We start from the raw sequence: 18,851 nt of genomic DNA on the forward strand, positions 1-18,851 counted from the left end.
GGGCGCTGCGGGCTGTGGGTCAGCTCACCGGAGTTGTCCGGCTCACGGGTCGACCACCACCGTGCACGTGTACGTACCGGGCTCCAGGTCCGAGAACGTCTCGGAGGTGTCGTCGAACGCGTCCGGCGTGCCGTCCTCGTCGTCCGCCGTCTGTCCGGTGCAGCTGATCTTGGCCGCGGTGGCGTCCGGGTTGGTCACCTGGGATTCGAAGCTGACCGTGATCCGCGACAGGGGCGTGTTCGTGAAGGTGATCCGCTCGCCCGCGAAGCCGTTGATCGGGCCGTTGGGCGCCGGGCACGACGCAGCGTTGTTCACCGTGAGCGTGTTGTCGGCGTCGTTGCTCACGGACTTGTAGTTGGCGGGAACCGTCTCGGTCACCAGGTAGTCACCGAACAGCAGGCCGTCGAAGCAGGCCTGGCCGTGAGAGTCGGTCGTCTTCGTCACGCCGTTGACCGTGAACTCGACGTCCGCGTGGGGCTCGGAAGTCTTCGGGTCACCCGTAGCCGGGTGGCGCAGCTTGTTCTTGGTGACCAGGATCGCGCCCGTCAGGCGGGGATTGACGAGCGGGACCTCGACCGTCTCGCTGGCCGCGACCTCGATGGCCGTCTCCGGCGCCGGGCTGTGGCCCGGCGGGGTGACGGTCTCGACGACCCAGTAGAAGCCCTTGGGAACGCCGGTGATGGTGCAGGTTCCGTCGGCGACGGTCGTGCACTTGAGCGTGGTGATGGGGTCTTCGGAGGCGGGGCCGCGCACTCCGCCGACCGGAGTGCCGTCCCTGTAGAGCGTGAACTCGGCACCGGCGAGCGGCCGGTCGGCGTCATCGGTCTTGATGATCTTGACGCTGCCGCAGTTGCTGATGGAGATGTTCGCCGGCGCGATGAAGTCCTTCATCGTCGACGTGAACGAGTCCGAGGCGCGGCTCTTGACGAAGGCCGAGCCGAGCGAGGTGCAGCCGTTCGTGCCGAAGATCGCCCTCAGGTCGATCGAGGCTTCGCCGAAGGTGCGGGCGTTGAGCAGGCCCAAGCCGTCGGACTGGGCGGCGGGGATGGCGGTGGTGTTGATCGAACCCGTGGCCAGGCCCGCGTCGGTCAGGTTGGTGGGTGTGCCCCAGGAGCCGGAGGTCGCGTTGCCGACCCACCTCCGCAGGCGGAGGACCGGACGGGTTCCGCCCCTGGACAGGTCGTAGCTGATCAGCAGGTCGCCGGCCGTGCGCAGGGGGGTGACGCCGTTGGTGCCGGGCGTCTGGCTCTTGTTGAACTCGAAGTCGTAATTCGTGGTGCCCGTGTCGTTGTCCTGGCCCCGTGTCCAGTACATGTGGAGGAAGCCGCCGTTGGCGCCGCCCTCCTGGAACACGCCGAAGTTCTTCAGGTCGCTCTTGTCGGGGACGCCGCCGAGGCCGACGGTGGTATTGACGTCGTCTTCCTTGCTGCCCCCGCTGAACGAGTTGTCCGTTGCGTTTCCGGACGGGGTGTCGGCCTTGTTCACCTGCGTGACGTTCGCCCAGTCGAGCTCCCCGGCGATATCGGGGCGGTCCACCCTCAGGTTGGCGTCAGTGTCGATCTCGAAGTTGCTGCCCGTCAGACTGGGCGGCGGGGCCTGGGCCGAAGCGATGGCCGGAATCAGGCCCACCGAGATCATTGCGGCTGCCGCCGCCACTCGAATGCCTACGGACGCTCTGCTGGAGCGTCGCCTACCCGTGTGCCTGAGTGTGTGCACGGATTCCATCACTGCGGGTCCTCCCGAGGGTGCCAGCCGCTTCTGAATGCGCGAACCGACCGCACGACAATGCCGTGCGGCGGTTGCTGTGCATGAGAAATATCACACGGAAGGGATTCTTTCGGATGTTTATTCCGAGCGGCGATTCGACCGCATTAATCATTCTCCGGCGGGTTATTCAGATGATCTGCGGGAGCTTTTCATGTTTGCATTTATCGCTGAATTACGCCTCGGTGCGCGTGTGGCGCGTCAGGAACGCGCCCACGCGTGGTGAGCGCTGGTGCGGGACCAGCGTGCGGGCCGTCGCCGCCAGCATGGACTGGATCCGGGTCGACTGGACCTCCTCCAGCAGCTCGAGCACCCGGCCGCCCGCCCAGGCGGCCTCGTCGGGGGCGCCCGCGTGGGCCAGGTTGTCGGCCAGCTCCGCGGTGTAGAGCGCGACGTTGCGGGCGAAGTGCGGATCCTGGAGGTCCGCCGCCCGGCGGGCGTGCCGGGCCGCCCGGGCGTGCTCACCGAGCGCGGCCCAGCAGCGGGACTCCAGGGACTCCAGCTCGGCCTCGCCGAAGAAGGACATCCACTCGGGGTCCGCCCCCGCCTCACCGCGCGCGAACTCCGTGTGCGCCCGGGTCAGCGCCTCCTCGCAGGCCTTGCGATCCGACAGTCCCGCCCAGCCGCCGGCCTCGCGCAGGGCGAGCAGCGACAGGAGCCGCGGGGAACCGAGCGAACGGGCGGCGCGGCGGCCCGCCTGGGCCGCCCGTACCGATTCGCGGGGTCGCCCGCAGTCCCGGGCGAGGAAGGCCATGTTGCTGAAGGCATGGGCCTCCAGGCCGGCGTCCCCGGAGACCCGGGCGGTGGCGAGCGCCTCCGCGTAGTGCGAGCGGGCGTCGTCGAACCGGCCCGAGTCGTGCGCGAGCCAGCCCACCGAGATGGCCAGTTCGCCCGCGCCCGCGTGCAGCCGGTCCTCGGTGGACTGCCGGGTCGCCCCCGCGTCGAGCAACGCGTAGGCGGTGCGCAGGGGTTCCGCGGCCCGCCGGTACAGGGCGTCGGCCCCGTGCCGGTCGTCCAGCAGCCGGATCTGGCGTACGGCGTCCTCGACGGCGGCCGCCTCGGACTCTCCGGCGCGGGAGGGGAGCCGGCGGGTGTCGCCGAGCAGGGTGAGGCCGAGGGTCGCGGCCGCCACGGTCGCGGAGCCCCCTGCCATGAACGCGCGACGCAGCACGTCGCTCTCCTTGGAACGCGAAGGGGCGGGGAGGCCGGTGGGGTGGGGGTGATGCGCGAAGTCGCAGAAGGGCGTGGCCTGTTCACGCTGCGCGAGCCGGCCCCGTACCGTCTCGCGCGGGGAGAATCCCAGGTCGGCCAGGGTCCGGCCGGGGAACATGTGGAGGAAGACCCGCTCGTAGGCGTAGTTGGGGCAGCGGATCTCGCCGGACTCGACCCGGCCGATGTAACGGGCGTCGCAGGAAACCGTTTCTCCGATTTCCCTGGCGGCCCTGCGCACCAACGCGGCGAACTCGGCCGGGGAGTGCTGACCGCGCAGTCGCCGGAAGGGGGTGTTGGGTGAGTGGGGGGACGCCGCCATCAGTTCCCTTGCTCTCTGGTAGTTTCCCTCTGCCCCGCTAAGGGGTCGGTTCGGGCTGGACCGCAGCCCTCGGGCTGAAAGCCCCCCACCGCACAGGTGGGGGAGCGGAGTCGCGGACGTGGCCTCTCTGGCTGTGAACCATCCCGATGACGGGTGAGCCCCGGCGGCATGAAAGTACCGCCGGGGCTGGGGTGTTCACCCCGGGTTTGGCTACAAAACGGATATCTCACCCGCGATCCGCCATGAACTGCCATCCTTTGCAGCGTCTTGCCACCGCACCTGTTGACGTTCCCGTGCGTTGAACTCATGCGGAGTGGGAGGAAGCCCGCCGGCTTCCGGTGACCGCTCCCGCGATGCTCGTACGCGGATCGAGGAGGGGTTCCCTTGGTGGAGGGCGGCATGGAGAGCACGGATACGAACACCGCACCCGAGCCCGGTGCGGTCCTCGTCACGGGCGCCCCGGACCTGGTCACCGTGCCCACCCGGCAGGGGCTCGAGGCCGTCGACATCATCCAGCGGGCCGCCGGCCAGGCCAGCCGCGCGGGCGGCGTCGGCCCGGTCCTGCACGACGGTTCGGGCAGCACCCTCGGCTTCCTCGTCCCGCCCGGCACCGCCGACGCCTGGGACCTCCCGGGCAGTGCCTGTACGCACACCAACGGGCGCGGCATGCGCTTCGGCGACACCTCGCCCACCGCGGGCGACACCGGCTGGCTGCTGCCGCCGGAGGCCGTCGGGCCGGTCACCGACCCGGAGGTGCTGCGGGCGGCACTCGGCGAGGCGGCCCGGCTGATCGAGGCCGCCGACAACTGCCGCTAGGCCGCCGGGCGCCGATCCGTGCCCTGACCAGCCATAATGAAGGCGTGGCAGGCAAGGGCAATCGCAGTGACAAGGGCAGCGGCAACGACAGGCGGCGCGGCGGCCGGGATGCCTCCGAGGCGCCGGCCGGACCGGTGGACGGCGGCCACGCCGCGCTGGAGCCCGACCGTGAGCGGTCCCGCGCCTGGACCCTGCTGATCGACGGAGCCCCGCAGTCGCACGTGGACCTGGACGACCCCGGGCACCTGGACTTCGCCTACCAGCGCAGGATCGGCCACCTGATCGACCTGTTCGCCCCCGCCCGCCAGGCCCTGAACGTGCTCCACCTCGGCGGCGGCGCCTTCACCCTCGCGCGCTACACGGCCGCCGCCCGCCCCCGCTCGACGCAGCAGGTCGTCGAGATCGACGCCGGGCTCGTGGCCTTCGTACGGGAACACCTGCCGCTGGACCCGCAGGCCCGGGTCCGGGTCCGCGCGGTCGACGCCCGGGCCGGGCTGGCGAAGATCCCGGACGGCTGGGCGGACCTGGTGATCGCCGACGTGTTCAGCGGGGCCCGCACCCCGGCGCACCTGACGAGCGCCGAGTTCCTGGACGACGTACGCCGGGCCCTGGCGCCGGGCGGCTGGTACGTGGCGAACCTCGCCGACGGTCCGCCGCTGTCCCATCTGCGGGGCCAGATCGCCACGGCCGCGTCCCGGTTCGCGGAGCTGGCGCTGGCCGCCGACCCCGTGGTGTGGCGGGGCAAGCGCTTCGGCAACGCCGTGCTGGTGGCCGCCGACCGGGAGCTCCCGGTCGCGGAGTTCACCCGCCGGGTGGCGAGCGATCCGCACCCCGGCCGGGTCGAGCACGGCCGCGCCCTCATCGACTTCGCGGGCGGCGCCGTCCCGGTCTCGGACGCCTCGGCGGTGGCCTCGCCTGAGCCCCCGCCGTCCGTCTTCCGCTGAGGCCCGGCTGCTGCCCGGCCTACTCCCCGGCCGAGGCCGCCGCGATCTCCCGCAGGCGGCGCTTGTCCGGCTTGCCGCGGTCCGTCAGCGGGAGCGCCGACAGCCAGAACACCGCCGCCGGCCGCTGCCCCGGCGCCAGTTCCGCCGCGACCAGCGCGCACGCCTCGGCCGCGGCCCCCTCCGTCGGCGCGTGCCCGGGGGCCGCGACGAGGAAGGCGCACACCGCTTCCCCGGTGAGCGGGTCCGTCCGCCCCACGACGGCCGCCCGGGCCACGGCGGGGTGCCGGGTCAGGGCCGTCTCGATCGGACCGCAGTAGATGTTCGCCCCGTGCACCATGACCACGTCCTTGACCCGGTCGTCGAGGTACAGGTACCCGTCGGCGTCGACGTGCCCGACGTCCCCCGTGCGCAGCCAGCCGTCGCGCAGGACCTCGGCCGTCAGCGCGGGCCGATTGCGGTAGCCGGCCATCACCATCGGGGAGCGCACCCACACCTCCCCGGTGGCCCCCGGCGCGGGGCCCCGCACCTCGATCTCCACGCCGGGCGCCGGGCGGCCGACGGAGCCGAGCAGGTGGGGGCGGTCGGTGGCCGCCGCGTCGTGGTCGGCGGGGGAGAGCCGGCTGAGCACCCCGGCCTCGTTCATCCCGTAGCCCTGGGTCCAGCGCACCCCCGGACCCCAGCGGGTCAGGGCCCGCCGCAGCCGCTCCGGGTGGACGGGGGAGTCGCCGTAGGAGACCCGTACCAGCCCGGGCACGCCGTCGGCGGTCTCCGGGTCGTCGAGCAGCCGGTACAGCATCGAAGGCGTCAGGTAGGTGGCCGCGGGCCCGAGCCGCCGGCACGCCTCGGCGAACTCCCGGGTGCCGAAGGGGTGCAGGATCTCGGAGCGGCCGCCGGTCCGCAACTGCTCCAGGCACCGGCCGCCGGAGCGCTGGGAGAGCGAGTCGGTCGATACGAACACCAGCGGGGCGGAGCCGTCGGACCCGTCGGAGCCCGGGGGGTCGGTGCGGGTGGCCGTACGGGCCGCCATCGCCGCGAAGGTCGAGGCCACGCCCTTCGGCCGGCCCGTCGTACCGCCCGTGTAGGTCACCCGGGCCACGTCCTCGTCGCGCGCCGCCACCGCGACGGGCAGGGCCTCCCGGGCGGAGGCCAGCTCCAGGAGTCCGGCCAGGCCGATGCGGGCCGCGGGGCCCGGCGGCACCGGGGTGTCGTGGACCACGAGCGCGGGCTCGCAGTCCCGTAGGAGGTGGTCGAGCCCGTGGGTCGTGGGAGCGACGCACACGTGGGTCAGCCGGGCCCCCAGCACGTGCGCGGCCAGCCGTACGAGCAGGGTCTCGGGCGGATTGCCCGCCGATACGCACGCCAGCCCGGAGCCGCGCCGGATCCCCAGGTCGGCCAGGGCGCCCGCCAGCCGGTACGTCCAGGCGAGCACCTCGGAGTGGGGCAGGACCCAGGACCCGGACCCGAAGGCGGGCCGGTCGCCGTACCGCTCGCAGGCGTCGATCAGATCGGTGACGTACCGCGCGCCGGTGCTCATGGCCCCACGGTATCCGGCGGCCCGCGTCGGACCGCCGCGCCCTAGGGGTCGACGATCTCCACCAGCGGCGGGTGGTCGTGCCAGGTGCAGAACACCGACACCTCGCGGCCGTCACGGGTGAAGGTGACGCGGATCCAGAACGGCTGCTTCCAGACCTGCATCCGCCAGCCGGCCAGCGGGGTCGCCGAGACCAGTTCGGCGGAGGTGGTGCCGAGATCGAAGACGACCCGGCCGCCCGAGACGCTGTAGGCCTTCACGTTCGCGCTCGGGGCCCCCTGCCGCCGCGACGCGGAGGGCTTGGCGGAAGGGGCAGGGGAGGTCGGCCCCGCGGACGCGGACGCGGACGGAGAGGGAGAGGGAGTCGGGGAGGGCGTCGGGGAGGGCGTCGGCTCCGGCGGCTGCGCCCGGTGCGTGGACGAGGAGAGGGGCTGCGTGGCCAGCGGCACCGCGAGCGGCGGATCGTAGGCGGTACCGGACATGACCGAGTGCACGCCCCACCACGACAGCGTCACCGCCGCCCCGGTCGCCAGGGTCCAGGCGCCCGCATGGCCGACTGCTCTACCGACATGTCCTCGTCGCATCGGGGGACATACTGCACCACCCGTCCCAGACCTGGCCCGGCACCCCTCGGCGTCCCCCGAATGGGCTACGGTGCGGGCCATGGCAAGTGTGCTCGTGGTCGAGGACGACCAGTTCGTACGTTCCGCCCTCATCCGGCACCTGACCGAGGCCTCGCACACCGTGCGCAGCGTCGGCACTGCCCTGGAGGCGCTGCGCGAGGTCGCCCACAACCGGTTCGACGTGGTGATCCTCGACCTCGGACTGCCCGACCTGGACGGGGCCGAGGCGCTCAAGATGCTGCGCGGGATCACGGACGTGCCCGTCATCATCGCGACCGCCCGCGACGACGAGGCGGAGATCGTCCGGCTGCTCAACGACGGCGCCGACGACTACCTGACGAAACCGTTCTCCGTGGAACACCTGTCCGCCCGGATGGCCGCGGTCCTGCGCCGTGCCCGCTCCTCCGCCGGGGCCGAACCGCCCTCCCGCGTGCTGCGCGTCGGCGGCCTCGCCATCGACCCGCTGCGCCGGCAGGCGGAGCTCGACGGGGCCGTCCTGGACCTCACGCGGCGGGAGTTCGACCTGCTGGCCTTCCTCGCGGGACGGCCGGGCGTGGTCGTGGCCCGCCGGGAGCTGCTCGCCGAGGTCTGGCAGCAGTCGTACGGCGACGACCAGACCATCGACGTCCACCTGTCGTGGCTGCGCCGCAAGCTCGGCGAGACCGCCGCCAGCCCGCGCTACCTGCACACGCTGCGGGGTGTCGGAGTCAAGCTGGAGCCGCCGCAGTGATGCGCCGATGAGGTGGGCCCTCGTCAAGGTGTGCCTCGCGGTCACCGTGATGGTGGTCGTGGCCTTCGCGGTACCGCTCGGGCTGGTCGTCCAGGAGATGGCCAGCGACCGGGCGTTCTCCAACGCCGAGCGGCAGGCCGCCACCATCGGGCCGACGCTGTCCATCACCACCGACCCGGTGCAGCTGCAGAAGGCCGTGGAGTCCACGCAGATGGGCGCCGACCGGCGGATGGCCGTGCACGTGCCGGCCGTCGGGGACGACCCGCGCGTGGACGTCGGCGAGGGCTGGGCCGGGGAGCGGGCCGTCTCCGAGACCCGGCGGATCGGGCGGGCCGCGACGGTCCCGGCCGCGGGCGGCGGCTTCGCGCTGCTCCAGCCCGTGGCGCTCGGCTCCGGGGACATCGCCGTCGTGGAGATCCTCGTTCCGGAGAGCGAGGTCAGCAACGGTGTCGCCACCGCCTGGGTGGTCCTCGCGGGCGTCGGCCTCGCCCTGGTCGTGGGCTCGGTGGCGGTCGCGGACCGGCTCGGCGCCCGCCTGGTGCGGCCGGCCGAGCGGCTCGCGGACGCCGCGCACCGGCTGGGCGAGGGGCGGCTCGGGGCGCGGGTCCCGGAGGAGGGGCCCAAGGAACTCCGGTCGGCCGCCGTGGCGTTCAACTCGATGGCCGACCAGGTGGTGGAACTCCTGGCCAACGAGCGGGAGCTGGCCGCCGACCTGTCGCACCGGCTGCGGACCCCGCTGACGGTCCTGCGGCTCAACGCGGCCTCGCTCGGCGACGGCCCGGCCGCGGAGCAGACCCGGGCGGCCGTGGAGCAGCTGGAGCGGGAGGTCGACACGATCATCCGTACGGCCCGCGAGCAGCGCCCGGCCGCCGCTCAGGGCCCGGGCGCCGGCTGCGACGCCTCCGAGGTGATCCGCGACCGGATGGGGTTCTGGTCGGCGCTGGCGGAGGACGAGGGCCGCGAGGTACGGCTCGCGGGGGTCGACCGTCCGGTACGCATCCCCGTGGCCCGGCCGGAGCTCGCCGCGGCGCTGGACGCCATGCTGGGCAACGTGTTCCGGCACACCCCCGAGGGCACCCCCTTCGCGGTGGACGTCCACGACGCCGGGGACGCGGTCATCGTGCTCGTCTCGGACGCGGGAGGCGGCATCGCCGATCCGGACGCGGCCCTGCGGCGCGGCAACGACGGCGGCCGCGACGGGTCCACGGGCCTGGGACTGGACATCGTCCGGCGGGTCGCGGAGTCGACGGGCGGGGACGTGCGGCTGGGGCGTTCCGTGCTCGGCGGCACCGAGGTGCGGGTGTGGATCGCGCTGGACGGGCGGGCGCGGGGAGGGTCCGCCCGCGCCGCCGGACGCGGTCGCCGCAAGCGGCGACGCAACTGAGGTAACCCTGCGGCCGGCGGGGGCGCGCCGCGCGTCCGGTATGTCCCCCTGTCGGTACGGTCCGCGCCATGGACACCCTCATCTTCGGCGGCCTCCTCGCCACGCTGATCGCGATGTACCGGGACTCCCCGCGGTACGTCGTGCTCGGCGCCTGGTGGCTCTTGCTCCTCGCCGTGATCCTGCTGATGGCGCACCACATCACCAGCGGCCTCGCCCTCACCTTGAGCTACTGACCGTGGCCGCGATGTCCAGCCTCCTCCCGGAGCCACAGCTGGAGGGCGGCCTGCTGGGCCGGTTCCAGTTCTGGTTCGCGTGCGCCTTCGCGATCGGCTGGACGGGGGTGGTGTGCGGCGGGCTCTTCTACCAGTTCGGGATGTGGGAGTACCCCTGCCCGCTCTGCATCGTGCAGCGGATGTTCATGCTGATGGCGGCGATGGGAGCGGCCCACATCATCCGGACGGCACTGTCGCGCGGGGCGGTGACCGGCCGCGACTACATGATGGGCTGGGGCCTGTCCCTGGTCGCCGTGATCGCCGGCTCGTTCGCCTCGTGGCGGCAGACGATGCTGCACATCCTGCCGGGCGACAAGGGGTACGGGAGCGAGGTGTTCGGCCTGCACCTCTACGTCTGGGCGTGGATCCTCTTCCAGGCCTCGGTCGTCGCCGTCGGCATCGTCCTGGCCTTCGCCCACGCCACCGCGGACCGGTCCGTCCCGGCGCAGGAGCCGGGACCGTACCGCACCGCGGGGATGGTCGCACTGTGGTTCCTGGGGCTGGTGATCGCCGTGAACGTCGTGGCCGTGTTCCTGGAGGAGGGCTTCCACTGGTTCCTGCCGGACGACCCGACGCGCTATCAGTTCTTCTACGACGTGGGGATCCTGGACTAGTTGAGGTTGGCGCGGAGTCGACGCCTCGCGCGCGGGAATCCGGACGACCTGCTTGAGTGGGTGCGCCCTTCTCCTCTCGTCGATTTCTTGGATTCCCCGTTCGTTGCTCCCCGTTCCCCGTTCCTTGTTCCCTGCTCGTTCGCTGTTCCCTGATTCCTTCCGATGCGATGGGAAGCCGTCATGCGCTACGCAGTCCTCGGCACCGGGATCGTCGGCCGTACGGTGGCCGCCCGGTTGCTCTCCCTCGGCCACGAGGTCGTCATCGGCACCCGGAACCCCGGGGCCACCCTCGAACGCACCGAGTACGCCGGGTGGCAGCAGGCCCATCCGGAGGCGGGCCTCGCCCCCTTCGCGGAGGCGGCGCGGGTCGGCGAGACGCTCGTCAACGCCACGGGCGGGCAGGTCAGCGTGGCCGCCCTGAGGGAGGCCGACGCCGCGGACCTGGACGGCAAGATCCTGATCGACATCGCGAACCCGCTGGACTTCTCCCGCGGGTTCCCGCCCGGCCTCGAACCGGTGGACAGCGACAGTCTGGGCGAGCTGATCCAGCGGACCTTCCCGGGGCTGCGCGTGGTCAAGACGCTGAACACGATGAACTGCCAGGTCATGGTCGACCCGGCCAGGGTCCCCGGCGACCACACCGTGTTCCTGTCGGGTGAGGACGCCGAGGCCAAGAAGGCCGTACGGGAGCTCCTGTACTCCTTCGACTGGCGCGAGCACACCGTCATCGACCTGGGCGGCATCGAGACGGCGCGCGGCACGGAGATGCTGCTGCCCATCTGGCTCCGGCTGATGGGGTCCCTCGGGCACACGGACTTCAACTTCCACATCCAGGGCGCGAACCGGACGGAGTAGCCCGCGCCCGGACGGAGGCGGAGATGTTGCCGCCCCCCGCGCCCGCGCCCAGGGTGGCCGTGAGGAAAGGAGCCGCGCATGAGAGTCATGCTCAGGGCCCACTTTGACACGGCGGCGACGAACGAGGGCATCAAGAGCGGCGCCCTTCCCGCGGCCATCAAGAAGCTCATGGAAACGGTGGAGCCGGAGGCCGCCTACTTCGGCCTCCACGAGGGTGTCCGGTCCTGCTGGATGGTCTTCGACCTGCAGGACAGCTCCCAGATGCCTTCCCTGGTGGAGGACATGTTCCTGCAGTTCAACGCCGAGCTGGAGGTCGGCCCGGTGATGAACGCCGAGGACCTGGCGAAGGGTCTGGCGGCGATGAAGTCCTCGCCGAGCTGATCCCCGGCCCCAGCACCCGGTCGGCAGCCGCCCACGCCAGCACCGCGGAGGCGGCCGCGGCCGTGCACGAGACGGCGAAGGCCGCCCGGTGGCCGTAGGCCGCGGCGAGCGGACCGGAGGCCGCCGCGGCCAGTGCCTGGCCGATGATCAGACCGCTGCCGGCCAGGGTCATGGCCTCGCCCATCCGCCGCGCGGGACCGGCCCGTTCCACGAGGCCGAACAGCGCGATCAGGTGCGGGGCGACGGCCAGGCCGATGCCGGAGACGGCGAGGGCCGCCCCCCACAGGCCGGAGACGGCGAGCAGCGGAAGCGTCAGCAGGGCCTGGGCGGCGATGGTCCGGCGCAGCCGGACGGTCAGGCCGGCCGACCCGGGCCGGGCCACGGTCACGAAGCCGGCCACCGAGCTGGTCACGGCCATGGCGGCCCACACGAGCCCGGCGGCCCCGGGGGAGCCGACCGCCACGGCGAGCGCGTTGACCCCGGTATTGGCCCCGCTCCACGCGGCGCCCTGCAGGACGGCCACGACGAACAGCAGCGCGAGCCCCGGAGACCACAGTCGTACGTCGCCCCGCGCGGCGGCGCCCGGTCCCGTCGGGCCCGGTCCCGTCGGGCCCGGCGCCGTCGGATGCAGGGCGAAGAGCGTCCCGAACACCAGGCCCAGGGCGGCCGCGAGGATCAGCGCCGACGCGGGGTGGACGGTCACCGCGAGGATCCCGGCCAGCGCGGGCCCCACCATGAAGCCGACCTCGTCGAGGGTGGTGTCGAAGGAGAGCGCGGCCCCGACCAGGGCCTCGTCCTCTCCGGCCAGCCGCGCCCACCGGGCCCGGGACAGCGGCCCGATCTGCGCCGCCGTGAGGCCGGCGGCGACGGCGAGCGCGATGCGGGCGGCGAGCGGCAGCCCGCCGAGGACGGCGGCGACGAGGGCCAGGAGCACGGCGGAGTTCGCGGCGCAGGCGGCCAGCAGGACGGGCCGGTGGCCGCGCCGGTCGGCGAGCCGGCCGATGACCGGGCCGCCGAGGGCCTGGCCGAGCCAGAGGGCCGCGGCGATGGTCCCGGCGTCGCCGATGCCGTCGCGTTCGTTGATGAGCAGCAGCGTCCCGATGGGGCACAGTGCGGCGGGGAGCCGGGCGAGGAAACCGTGGACGGGCAGGGCGCGGCCGCCGAGGGCGAACACGCCGCGGAAGCCGGCGGGGGTGGGTGGGGGTGTGGGCCCGGGCGCGGGTGCGGGCGCGGGCGTGGACTGGGGGGACGGCGTGGGCATGGACAACCTCCAGCCGCACGCCGACCCTCCCGTTTCTCCGGCGCGCGCCTTTGCCCGTTGAGGCGGACGCTAGCGCCGGAGCGGCCGGTTCGGAAGGTGGCAGCCGGTCTCAGCCGATCTCGGGCGGCGTCGCTCGGTATCAGCCGGTCTCGCGGTGTCCGCCGGTGTCGCCCGAGGTCAGCCGCTTGGCCTGGGCGCGGCCGACCTCGGCGGCGCGGTGCAGGTAGTCGGCGATGACGGCCAGTTCGGCGTCGGAGTAGCTCGCCAGGACGGCGCCGAAGGCACGGCCCGGGGTTTCCCAGGCGGCGCCGATCCGTTCGCGGGCGGCGGGGGCGAGAGCGACGAGGGAACGGCGGCGGTCGTTGGGATCGGCGTGCCGCTCGACGACGCCGGCCTTGACCATGCGGTCCACGAGGCGGGTGGCGGAGCCGGAGGTCAGGCCGGTGAGGCGGGCGATGTCACCCGTGCTGACCGGTTCGGGCTCCATGTCGAGGAGGGCGACGCACTGCATGTCGGTGGGGTGCAGGCCGACGTGGTCGGCCATGGCCTGGTTGAAGAGCGAGTAGTCGGCGTAGTGCCGCTGGCTCTCGGTGACGATGCGCGCAAGCAGCTCGGCGCGGGACCACTCACCACTCGAACGAGCGTAATCGGTTGACATCGGCTTCTCCATGCTCCAAATTTACCTGTGTGGCGCAGAGGTTGCGGCACGCAGAATCTGTGTCACGTATCCAGTCTAGAACACAGGGAGAGCAGGAATCCGCCATGTCGAACACCTCGCACGCGTCGAACACATCGAGCACCTCGAGCACCTCGAGGATCCTCGTCACCGGTGGCCGAGGCGCCGTCGCCCGGGGTCTCTCGTCCCTCCTCACTGCCCGCGGCGTCCCGCACCGCCTCGCATCCCGTGAGCCGGACACACCAGGCACCATCCACTGCGACCTCACCGACCCCGCGACCTTCCCCGAAGCCCTTGCCGGCGTCCGCTCGGTATTCCTCTATGCCGAGGCTGCCGCCATCGATGCATTCGTGAAGGAGGCCGCCAGCGCCGGAGTCGAACACGTCGTCCTCCTGTCCTCCTCCTCGGTCCTCGCCCCCGACGCCGCCGACAGCCCCCTCGCCGCCTCCCACCTCGCGGTGGAACGTGCCCTCCTCGCCTCCCCGCTGCGCACGACCCTGCTGCGCCCCGGATCCTTCGCGAGCAACGCCCTCGGCTGGGCCTGGGCGATGACATCGGGCCGCCCGGTCCATCTGCCGTACCCGGGTGCGTACAGCGACCCGGTCCACGAGACCGACCTCGCCGAAGCCGCCTTCGCGGTCCTCACCGACACCTCGCTCGCCGGTCGCGCGTACACCCTGACCGGCCCGCGGACGCTGACCTTCGCCGCCCAACTGGCCATACTGGGCGCCACGCTCGGCCAGCCCGTACCCTTCGAGGCCGTCTCCCGGGAGCAGTGGAAGTCTGAGGTCGACGGCTACATACCGGGCCCGTACGCGGAGGCCCTGCTCGACTTCTGGTCCGCCTCGGACGGCCTCCCGGTCGACCTCACCGGCGACCTCGAGCGGCTCACCGGGCACGCGCCGCGCACCTTCGAGACTTGGTCGGCGGACCATGCGGACGCCTTCCGGGTGTAGGCGATCCAGGGTGGCCCCCGACCGTGTCCGTCGGCGATGGTGCGTGCTGGCGTCCGCCGATTGATCGATTTGCAAGGGGGGAACATGCGAAGGCTTTTGGGTGCTGGTGTCGCGGTTGCGCTGCTCGTCACCGGTGGTGTCGCGGGCGCGGGAACGGCCATGGCGACCGGGGACCCGACGTTCTCCTTCGACCCGGTCAGAGATGTGGCTCTGATGCCGGGCTACGGCCTCGTCTACGTGCCGCGCGGCGCGAGCATCGGCGCGGGCATCAAGGAGGCGCAGACCGCGGGGTCGAAACCCATCAGTTCCCGCAGGTCGGACGCGGCGGGCTCGGTTACGGTCAGGACGTGAGGTGCGAGATCTCGGCGCCGGGCGACTACACGATCACCTACGAACTGGCGGCCGAGGCCGCTGCGCCGGCATGGAAGCTCCGGAGCACCGCGACCTACGAGGTCTACGAGTGGGGCACGGGCAACCCGCAGAAGGCATCCGACTTCATGGTCGGCAGCACGATCCCGGTGACCCAGCGTTTCCGGCTCGTGGGGCGGGACGCCGAGGGCAAGCTGTGGGACTACCGGGGCACGGGAATCGCGGCGCAGCCGTTCGGCTCGCGGGTGAAGGTCGGTGTCCTCGGTACCGGCTTCGCCGAGTACAACCTGCTGTTCTGAGAACGCGGAAGGCCCCGATCCGCTCTCGCGGATCGGGGCCTTCCCACAGGGTGAGTGACGGGACTTGAACCCGCGGCCACCTGGACCACAACCAGGTGCTCTACCAACTGAGCTACACCCACCATGTCCGGTCGGAAAACCGACCGGCCGAAGAAAAGGGTACAGGGTCCGGGAGGGTGCTCGCTCCCTCCTTTTCCCGCACCCCTCTCCGGTGGGTGCTAGGCGTCGGGGACGACGTGCTTGGCGGCGATGGTGCGCGCCGTGTCCGAGTCCGGCCCGGGCTGCGGTACGAAGACGGCCTCCCGGTAGTAGCGCAGCTCGGCGATGGACTCCTTGATGTCCGCGAGCGCCCGGTGGTTGCCGTTCTTCGGCGGGCTGTTGAAGTAGGCGCGCGGGTACCAGCGGCGTGCCAGCTCCTTGATCGAGGACACGTCCACGATCCGGTAGTGCAGGTAGCCCTCCAGCGCGGCCATGTCGCGCAGCAGGAAGCCGCGGTCGGTGCCGACCGTGTTTCCGCAGAGCGGGGCCTTGCGGGGTTCCTTCACGTGTTCCCGTACGTAGGCCAGGACCTGTGCCTCCGCATCCGCGAGGGTGGTCCCGCCGGCCAGCTCGTCGAGCAGGCCGGACGACGTGTGCATCTCGCGCACGACGTCGGGCATGGTTTCCAGGGCGGCGTCCGGCGGGCGGATCACGATGTCCACGCCTTCGCCGAGCACGTTGAGCTCCGAGTCGGTGACCAGTGCGGCCACCTCGATAAGTGCGTCGTCCGTCAACGAGAGCCCGGTCATCTCGCAGTCGATCCACACCATGCGATCGTTCATGCGTCCCACCTTATGCGGAAGGTCCCCCGCATCGGTGACCACAGAGGTGACCACTGGTGCGGGGGACCTTCACAGGACCTTGCTACGCGTGCTCGCGCAGCACCCGGCCCGGGGCGTAGAGCTCCGTCACCGTGGGACCGGACGCGGCCAGTGCCGCGGCAGCCCGCTGCGGCTGCGGAGTGCGCTGGTGCGGGACCGGCGAATCCGACAGCTGAGCCACCTGGACCACGTCGGCCTGCGGGCGCCGGGCCCGGTAGGCGGAGCGGTAGGCGGCCGGGGAGGACCCCAGCTGGCGGCGGAAGTGCCCGCGCAGCGCGACCGGCGAGCGGAACCCGCAGCGTCCGGCGACCTCGTCGACCGAGTAGTCGGAGGTCTCCAGCAGCCGCTGCGCCTGAAGCACCCGCTGGGTGATCAGCCACTGCAGCGGCGCACTGCCGGTGAGCGAGCGGAACCGCCGGTCGAAGGTGCGCCTGCTCATGTAGGCGCGCGCAGCCAGCGTCTCCACGTCGAACTGCTCGTGGAGGTGCTCCAGTGCCCAGGCGACGACCTCGGCCAGCGGGTCGGCGCCGATCTCCTCCGGCAGCGACCGGTCGAGGTAGCGTTCCTGGCCACCCGTGCGGCGCGGCGGGACGACGAGCCTGCGGGCCAGTGCTCCCGCCGCCTCGCTGCCGTGGTCCGTGCGCACGATGTGCAGGCACAGGTCGATTCCGGCCGCGGTGCCCGCGGACGTCAGCACGTCGCCGTCGTCGACGAACAGCTCGCGCGGATCGACGTGGACGGACGGGTAGCGCTTGGCCAGCGTCGGCGCGTACATCCAGTGCGTCGTCGCGGGCCGGCCGTCCAGCAGACCGGCGGCGGCGAGCACGAATGCCCCCGTGCACAGTCCGACGATCCGGGCCCCCTCCTCGTGCGCCAGACGCAGCGCGTCGAGCGCCTCCGGCGGCGGCGGTGAGGTGATGGAACGCCACGCGGGAACGACGACCGTGCCTGCCCGGGCGATCGCCTCCAGCCCGTATGGCGCGGTCAGCTCGAGTCCGCCGGTGGTCCGCAGTGGACCGTCCTCACCGGCACACACGAGCAATCGGTAGCGTGGAACTCCCGCGTCCTGCCGGTCAATGCCGAACACGGAAAGTGGAATGGAGCTCTCGAAGATCGGTCCGCCGCTGAAGAGCAGCACCGCGACGATCTCCCTGCGGCGACGCCCCGCGAGCTTCCTGCCGTCAACGACGACGGCGGTGGAATCCTGGCTCATGGCGCTAAGCCCCCCTTGGGTGTCGCGACTCCTTGGTCTGGTCGCACCTGCACGTATCCCCTCGGCCTTGCACGTGGCTCCCCCGCCGTAAATACATGATCGAATCTACTGCGTCCCGTGGTGTCGGCGTGACAAGTTCAGCACGCAGCGCTATGTCGACTTGGCAACTTGGCGAAAAGCATTCGATCAGGAAGCGTTCCACTCCGCTACCCGGGTGGGAAGCACACTGTCCGGCCATGGCCAGTACTCGTAGGGTCAAGGACCCCCTGTGGCGCCGTAGTCGCTGATGGTGAGGGGGGTGGGGGGACATTCCGGCAAGGGGGGTGACCTGCCGGGAAGTTGGCTGAAAACATGCGGGTGTGGATGTGCGAATAAGTCAGTCTTGAGGGGACATCCCAGAGGAAACCTGACATCCGCGAGGGCTTCCGGCCCCGGCGCGCGAGTGCCGGCCCCGATGCGCAGGCGTCAATCGGTCCTCGGCGTGGACCCGGGCGGCATTCCGCTCCGTCCGCTCGGAGTGGCGCAACAGCACCCGGCAGGCCGCCGTGACGGCCGCGAGGCCCAGGGTGGCGACGGCGGCCCCGCCGAAGGAGGTCCCGTAGACGACGAGGACCACGGGGACGAGCAGGCAGCTGAAGGCCGCCCAGCGCACCACGTCACCCGCGGGGTCCTCGTGGTGCCGTCGAGCGGCCTGCACGGACGAGTGAAGGGGAGGGGGTGGCATGTGGACGGACTGCGTCGGCTGAGCGGGCGACTGAGCGGGCTGGACGGGGTGAACCGGATGACCGGGCACGGCGTGCTCCCTGCGGGCTCTTCCTGGACGGTCGGACTCGTGTCCAACGGCGTGCGGCGCGGCTCGGTCACTGCGCGCACGGGTGGCGCACACCCGATGGGGGCTCCTCGTCACTGGCTGTAGGGAGCAGCGGACATTGCCAAGGAGGCGTGGCTGCGGCATGCTCCCTGGGACGCTCTCCAAGGGCGGCATGACCTGTGCAGCACAGGAGTGTCGCCGTACCCTGGTGGGTATGGGCTTGGGAAGATGCTTCCCGGACATAGCTCGGTCACACTGAGTTGTCGTTTTCTGGAATCGTCCCGCTTGAATCGTCGCTTCCGCCTATTGGCGCCCCGTCCCCTTGTCCCTTCCCCTGAGGACCTCTTCGCCGAGACATCCATGGCCGGTCACGAATTCTCCGAACCCGCGGACCGCAAGCGCAAACGCCTCGCCGACCCAGAATCGGCCGACCTGCGCGCGGTGGAACAACCACGTCATCCCTGCGACCCGGCCTTCCGGCACGGGGTCGTGGTGGGCTTCGACGGATCCACGTCCAGTGAGCGCGCTCTCGCGTACGCGATCGGCATGGCCCGTCGCTCAGGATCCGGTCTGATCATCGTCCACGTCGCGAACCGGCTTCCCACCACCGTGTGGGCGGGCTGCGAGCCGCCGGTCTTCGTGGACGTGCCGGACCACCGCACCGAGGTGCTGGGGCTCGAGCTGGCCTGCGCGGACTACCTGTCCGAGGTTCCCTGGATCCTCGTCGAGCGGGGCGGGGACATCTGCCACGAGTTGGAGGAGGTCGGCCGGGAGTACTCGGCGGACGCCATCGTGGTCGGATCCACGCACGGCATCGTCGGCCGGATCTTCGGGTCCGTGGCGGGCCGGCTGGCGAAGCGGGCGCAGCGACCGGTTGTTGTCATCCCGTAACCGACTGTATGTCGATTGTGCGGTTGTACACCCCCATGTAAGGGGTAGATAAAGGCTGCTGGGACGCAGC

21 protein-coding genes and 1 tRNA gene are annotated in these 18,851 nt (G+C 71.9%); 12 read left to right on the forward strand and 10 right to left on the reverse strand.

Going from position 1 to position 18,851, the window contains the following annotated elements:
• Positions 1–42: 42 nt before the first annotated feature.
• Positions 43–1,629, reverse strand: coding sequence for a prealbumin-like fold domain-containing protein (locus ABZY57_RS06465; protein WP_356508738.1), 1,587 nt, complete (start codon positions 1,627–1,629; stop codon positions 43–45).
• Positions 1,630–1,939: 310 nt separating this feature from the next.
• Positions 1,940–3,295 carry a tetratricopeptide repeat protein gene (locus ABZY57_RS06470; protein WP_356508740.1) on the reverse strand — a complete coding sequence of 452 codons (1,356 nt, stop codon included), beginning with the start codon at positions 3,293–3,295 and terminating at the stop codon, positions 1,940–1,942.
• 399 nt (positions 3,296–3,694) lie between these two features.
• Here ABZY57_RS06470 and ABZY57_RS06475 point away from each other — a divergent pair, with 399 nt between their 5' ends.
• Together ABZY57_RS06475 and ABZY57_RS06480 are read left to right on the forward strand one after the other, a co-directional pair.
• Positions 3,695–4,111 carry a hypothetical protein gene (locus ABZY57_RS06475; protein WP_356508742.1) on the forward strand — a complete coding sequence of 139 codons (417 nt, stop codon included), beginning with the start codon at positions 3,695–3,697 and terminating at the stop codon, positions 4,109–4,111.
• Positions 4,112–4,155: 44 nt separating this feature from the next.
• On the forward strand, positions 4,156–5,055 hold the full coding sequence (locus ABZY57_RS06480; protein ID WP_356508744.1) for a fused MFS/spermidine synthase: 900 nt from the start codon (positions 4,156–4,158) through the stop codon (positions 5,053–5,055).
• A gap of 19 nt (positions 5,056–5,074) precedes the next feature.
• Here ABZY57_RS06480 and ABZY57_RS06485 read toward each other — a convergent pair whose 3' ends face one another.
• Positions 5,075–6,589, reverse strand: coding sequence for an AMP-binding protein (locus tag ABZY57_RS06485; RefSeq protein WP_356508746.1), 1,515 nt, complete (start codon positions 6,587–6,589; stop codon positions 5,075–5,077).
• A gap of 41 nt (positions 6,590–6,630) precedes the next feature.
• Positions 6,631–7,170 (reverse strand): hypothetical protein, encoded by a 540-nt coding sequence (locus ABZY57_RS06490; protein ID WP_356508748.1) that lies wholly within the window; start codon positions 7,168–7,170, stop codon positions 6,631–6,633.
• A 79-nt stretch (positions 7,171–7,249) separates the two neighbouring features.
• Here ABZY57_RS06490 and ABZY57_RS06495 point away from each other — a divergent pair, with 79 nt between their 5' ends.
• From ABZY57_RS06495 to ABZY57_RS06520, 6 genes are all read left to right on the forward strand, one after another.
• Entirely contained in the window at positions 7,250–7,939 is a 690-nt protein-coding gene (locus ABZY57_RS06495) for a response regulator transcription factor (RefSeq protein WP_356508749.1), read from the forward strand.
• A 7-nt stretch (positions 7,940–7,946) separates the two neighbouring features.
• On the forward strand, positions 7,947–9,323 hold the full coding sequence (locus tag ABZY57_RS06500) for a HAMP domain-containing sensor histidine kinase (protein WP_356508751.1): 1,377 nt from the start codon (positions 7,947–7,949) through the stop codon (positions 9,321–9,323).
• A 68-nt stretch (positions 9,324–9,391) separates the two neighbouring features.
• The gene (locus ABZY57_RS06505) at positions 9,392–9,556 is read left to right on the forward strand and encodes a DUF5993 family protein (protein ID WP_356508753.1); all 165 of its coding nucleotides are present in this window, start codon (positions 9,392–9,394) and stop codon (positions 9,554–9,556) included.
• 11 nt (positions 9,557–9,567) lie between these two features.
• Positions 9,568–10,209: a disulfide bond formation protein B gene (locus ABZY57_RS06510; RefSeq protein ID WP_356508755.1), complete on the forward strand. Its 642-nt coding sequence runs from the start codon at positions 9,568–9,570 to the stop codon at positions 10,207–10,209.
• 180 nt (positions 10,210–10,389) lie between these two features.
• Complete coding sequence (locus tag ABZY57_RS06515; protein WP_356508757.1) at positions 10,390–11,064, forward strand: NAD(P)-binding domain-containing protein; 675 nt, start codon at positions 10,390–10,392, stop codon at positions 11,062–11,064.
• A gap of 78 nt (positions 11,065–11,142) precedes the next feature.
• Positions 11,143–11,445: a hypothetical protein gene (locus tag ABZY57_RS06520; RefSeq protein WP_356508759.1), complete on the forward strand. Its 303-nt coding sequence runs from the start codon at positions 11,143–11,145 to the stop codon at positions 11,443–11,445.
• On the opposite strand, the gene ABZY57_RS06525 is transcribed toward ABZY57_RS06520, so the two are convergent.
• Both ABZY57_RS06525 and ABZY57_RS06530 read right to left on the reverse strand, forming a co-directional pair.
• A complete protein-coding gene (locus ABZY57_RS06525; RefSeq protein ID WP_356508761.1) occupies positions 11,360–12,706 on the reverse strand; it encodes an MFS transporter in 1,347 nt (448 codons plus the stop codon). The two genes, ABZY57_RS06520 and ABZY57_RS06525, sit on opposite strands and share 86 nt — an antisense overlap.
• Positions 12,707–12,845: 139 nt before the next feature.
• Positions 12,846–13,364 carry a MarR family transcriptional regulator gene (locus ABZY57_RS06530; RefSeq protein WP_356508763.1) on the reverse strand — a complete coding sequence of 173 codons (519 nt, stop codon included), beginning with the start codon at positions 13,362–13,364 and terminating at the stop codon, positions 12,846–12,848.
• Between the two features lie 104 nt (positions 13,365–13,468).
• Here ABZY57_RS06530 and ABZY57_RS06535 point away from each other — a divergent pair, with 104 nt between their 5' ends.
• From ABZY57_RS06535 to ABZY57_RS06545, 3 genes are all read left to right on the forward strand, one after another.
• On the forward strand, positions 13,469–14,338 hold the full coding sequence (locus ABZY57_RS06535) for an NAD(P)H-binding protein (RefSeq protein WP_356508765.1): 870 nt from the start codon (positions 13,469–13,471) through the stop codon (positions 14,336–14,338).
• Positions 14,339–14,422: 84 nt separating this feature from the next.
• The gene (locus tag ABZY57_RS06540) at positions 14,423–14,689 is read left to right on the forward strand and encodes a hypothetical protein (protein ID WP_356508767.1); all 267 of its coding nucleotides are present in this window, start codon (positions 14,423–14,425) and stop codon (positions 14,687–14,689) included.
• The gene (locus tag ABZY57_RS06545; RefSeq protein WP_356508769.1) at positions 14,686–15,006 is read left to right on the forward strand and encodes a hypothetical protein; all 321 of its coding nucleotides are present in this window, start codon (positions 14,686–14,688) and stop codon (positions 15,004–15,006) included. Before ABZY57_RS06540 ends, ABZY57_RS06545 begins: the two co-directional genes overlap by 4 nt.
• A 49-nt stretch (positions 15,007–15,055) precedes the next feature.
• Here ABZY57_RS06545 and ABZY57_RS06550 read toward each other — a convergent pair.
• The 4 genes from ABZY57_RS06550 to ABZY57_RS06565 form a co-directional block, all read right to left on the reverse strand.
• Positions 15,056–15,128: transfer RNA gene (locus tag ABZY57_RS06550), tRNA-His, on the reverse strand.
• Positions 15,129–15,224: 96 nt separating this feature from the next.
• A complete protein-coding gene (gene orn, locus ABZY57_RS06555) occupies positions 15,225–15,827 on the reverse strand; it encodes an oligoribonuclease (protein ID WP_356508771.1) in 603 nt (200 codons plus the stop codon).
• An 82-nt stretch (positions 15,828–15,909) separates the two neighbouring features.
• Positions 15,910–17,079 carry a helix-turn-helix domain-containing protein gene (locus ABZY57_RS06560; protein WP_243337100.1) on the reverse strand — a complete coding sequence of 390 codons (1,170 nt, stop codon included), beginning with the start codon at positions 17,077–17,079 and terminating at the stop codon, positions 15,910–15,912.
• A 376-nt stretch (positions 17,080–17,455) separates the two neighbouring features.
• On the reverse strand, positions 17,456–17,803 hold the full coding sequence (locus ABZY57_RS06565) for a hypothetical protein (RefSeq protein ID WP_356508773.1): 348 nt from the start codon (positions 17,801–17,803) through the stop codon (positions 17,456–17,458).
• A 447-nt stretch (positions 17,804–18,250) separates the two neighbouring features.
• Between ABZY57_RS06565 and ABZY57_RS06570 the strand changes: the two genes are divergently transcribed.
• Positions 18,251–18,781, forward strand: coding sequence for a universal stress protein (locus ABZY57_RS06570; RefSeq protein WP_214951587.1), 531 nt, complete (start codon positions 18,251–18,253; stop codon positions 18,779–18,781).
• The last annotated feature ends 70 nt before the right edge of the window (positions 18,782–18,851 follow it).

It is taken from the genome of Streptomyces sp. NPDC006450, from assembly GCF_040612195.1.
Classification (GTDB): domain Bacteria; phylum Actinomycetota; class Actinomycetes; order Streptomycetales; family Streptomycetaceae; genus Streptomyces.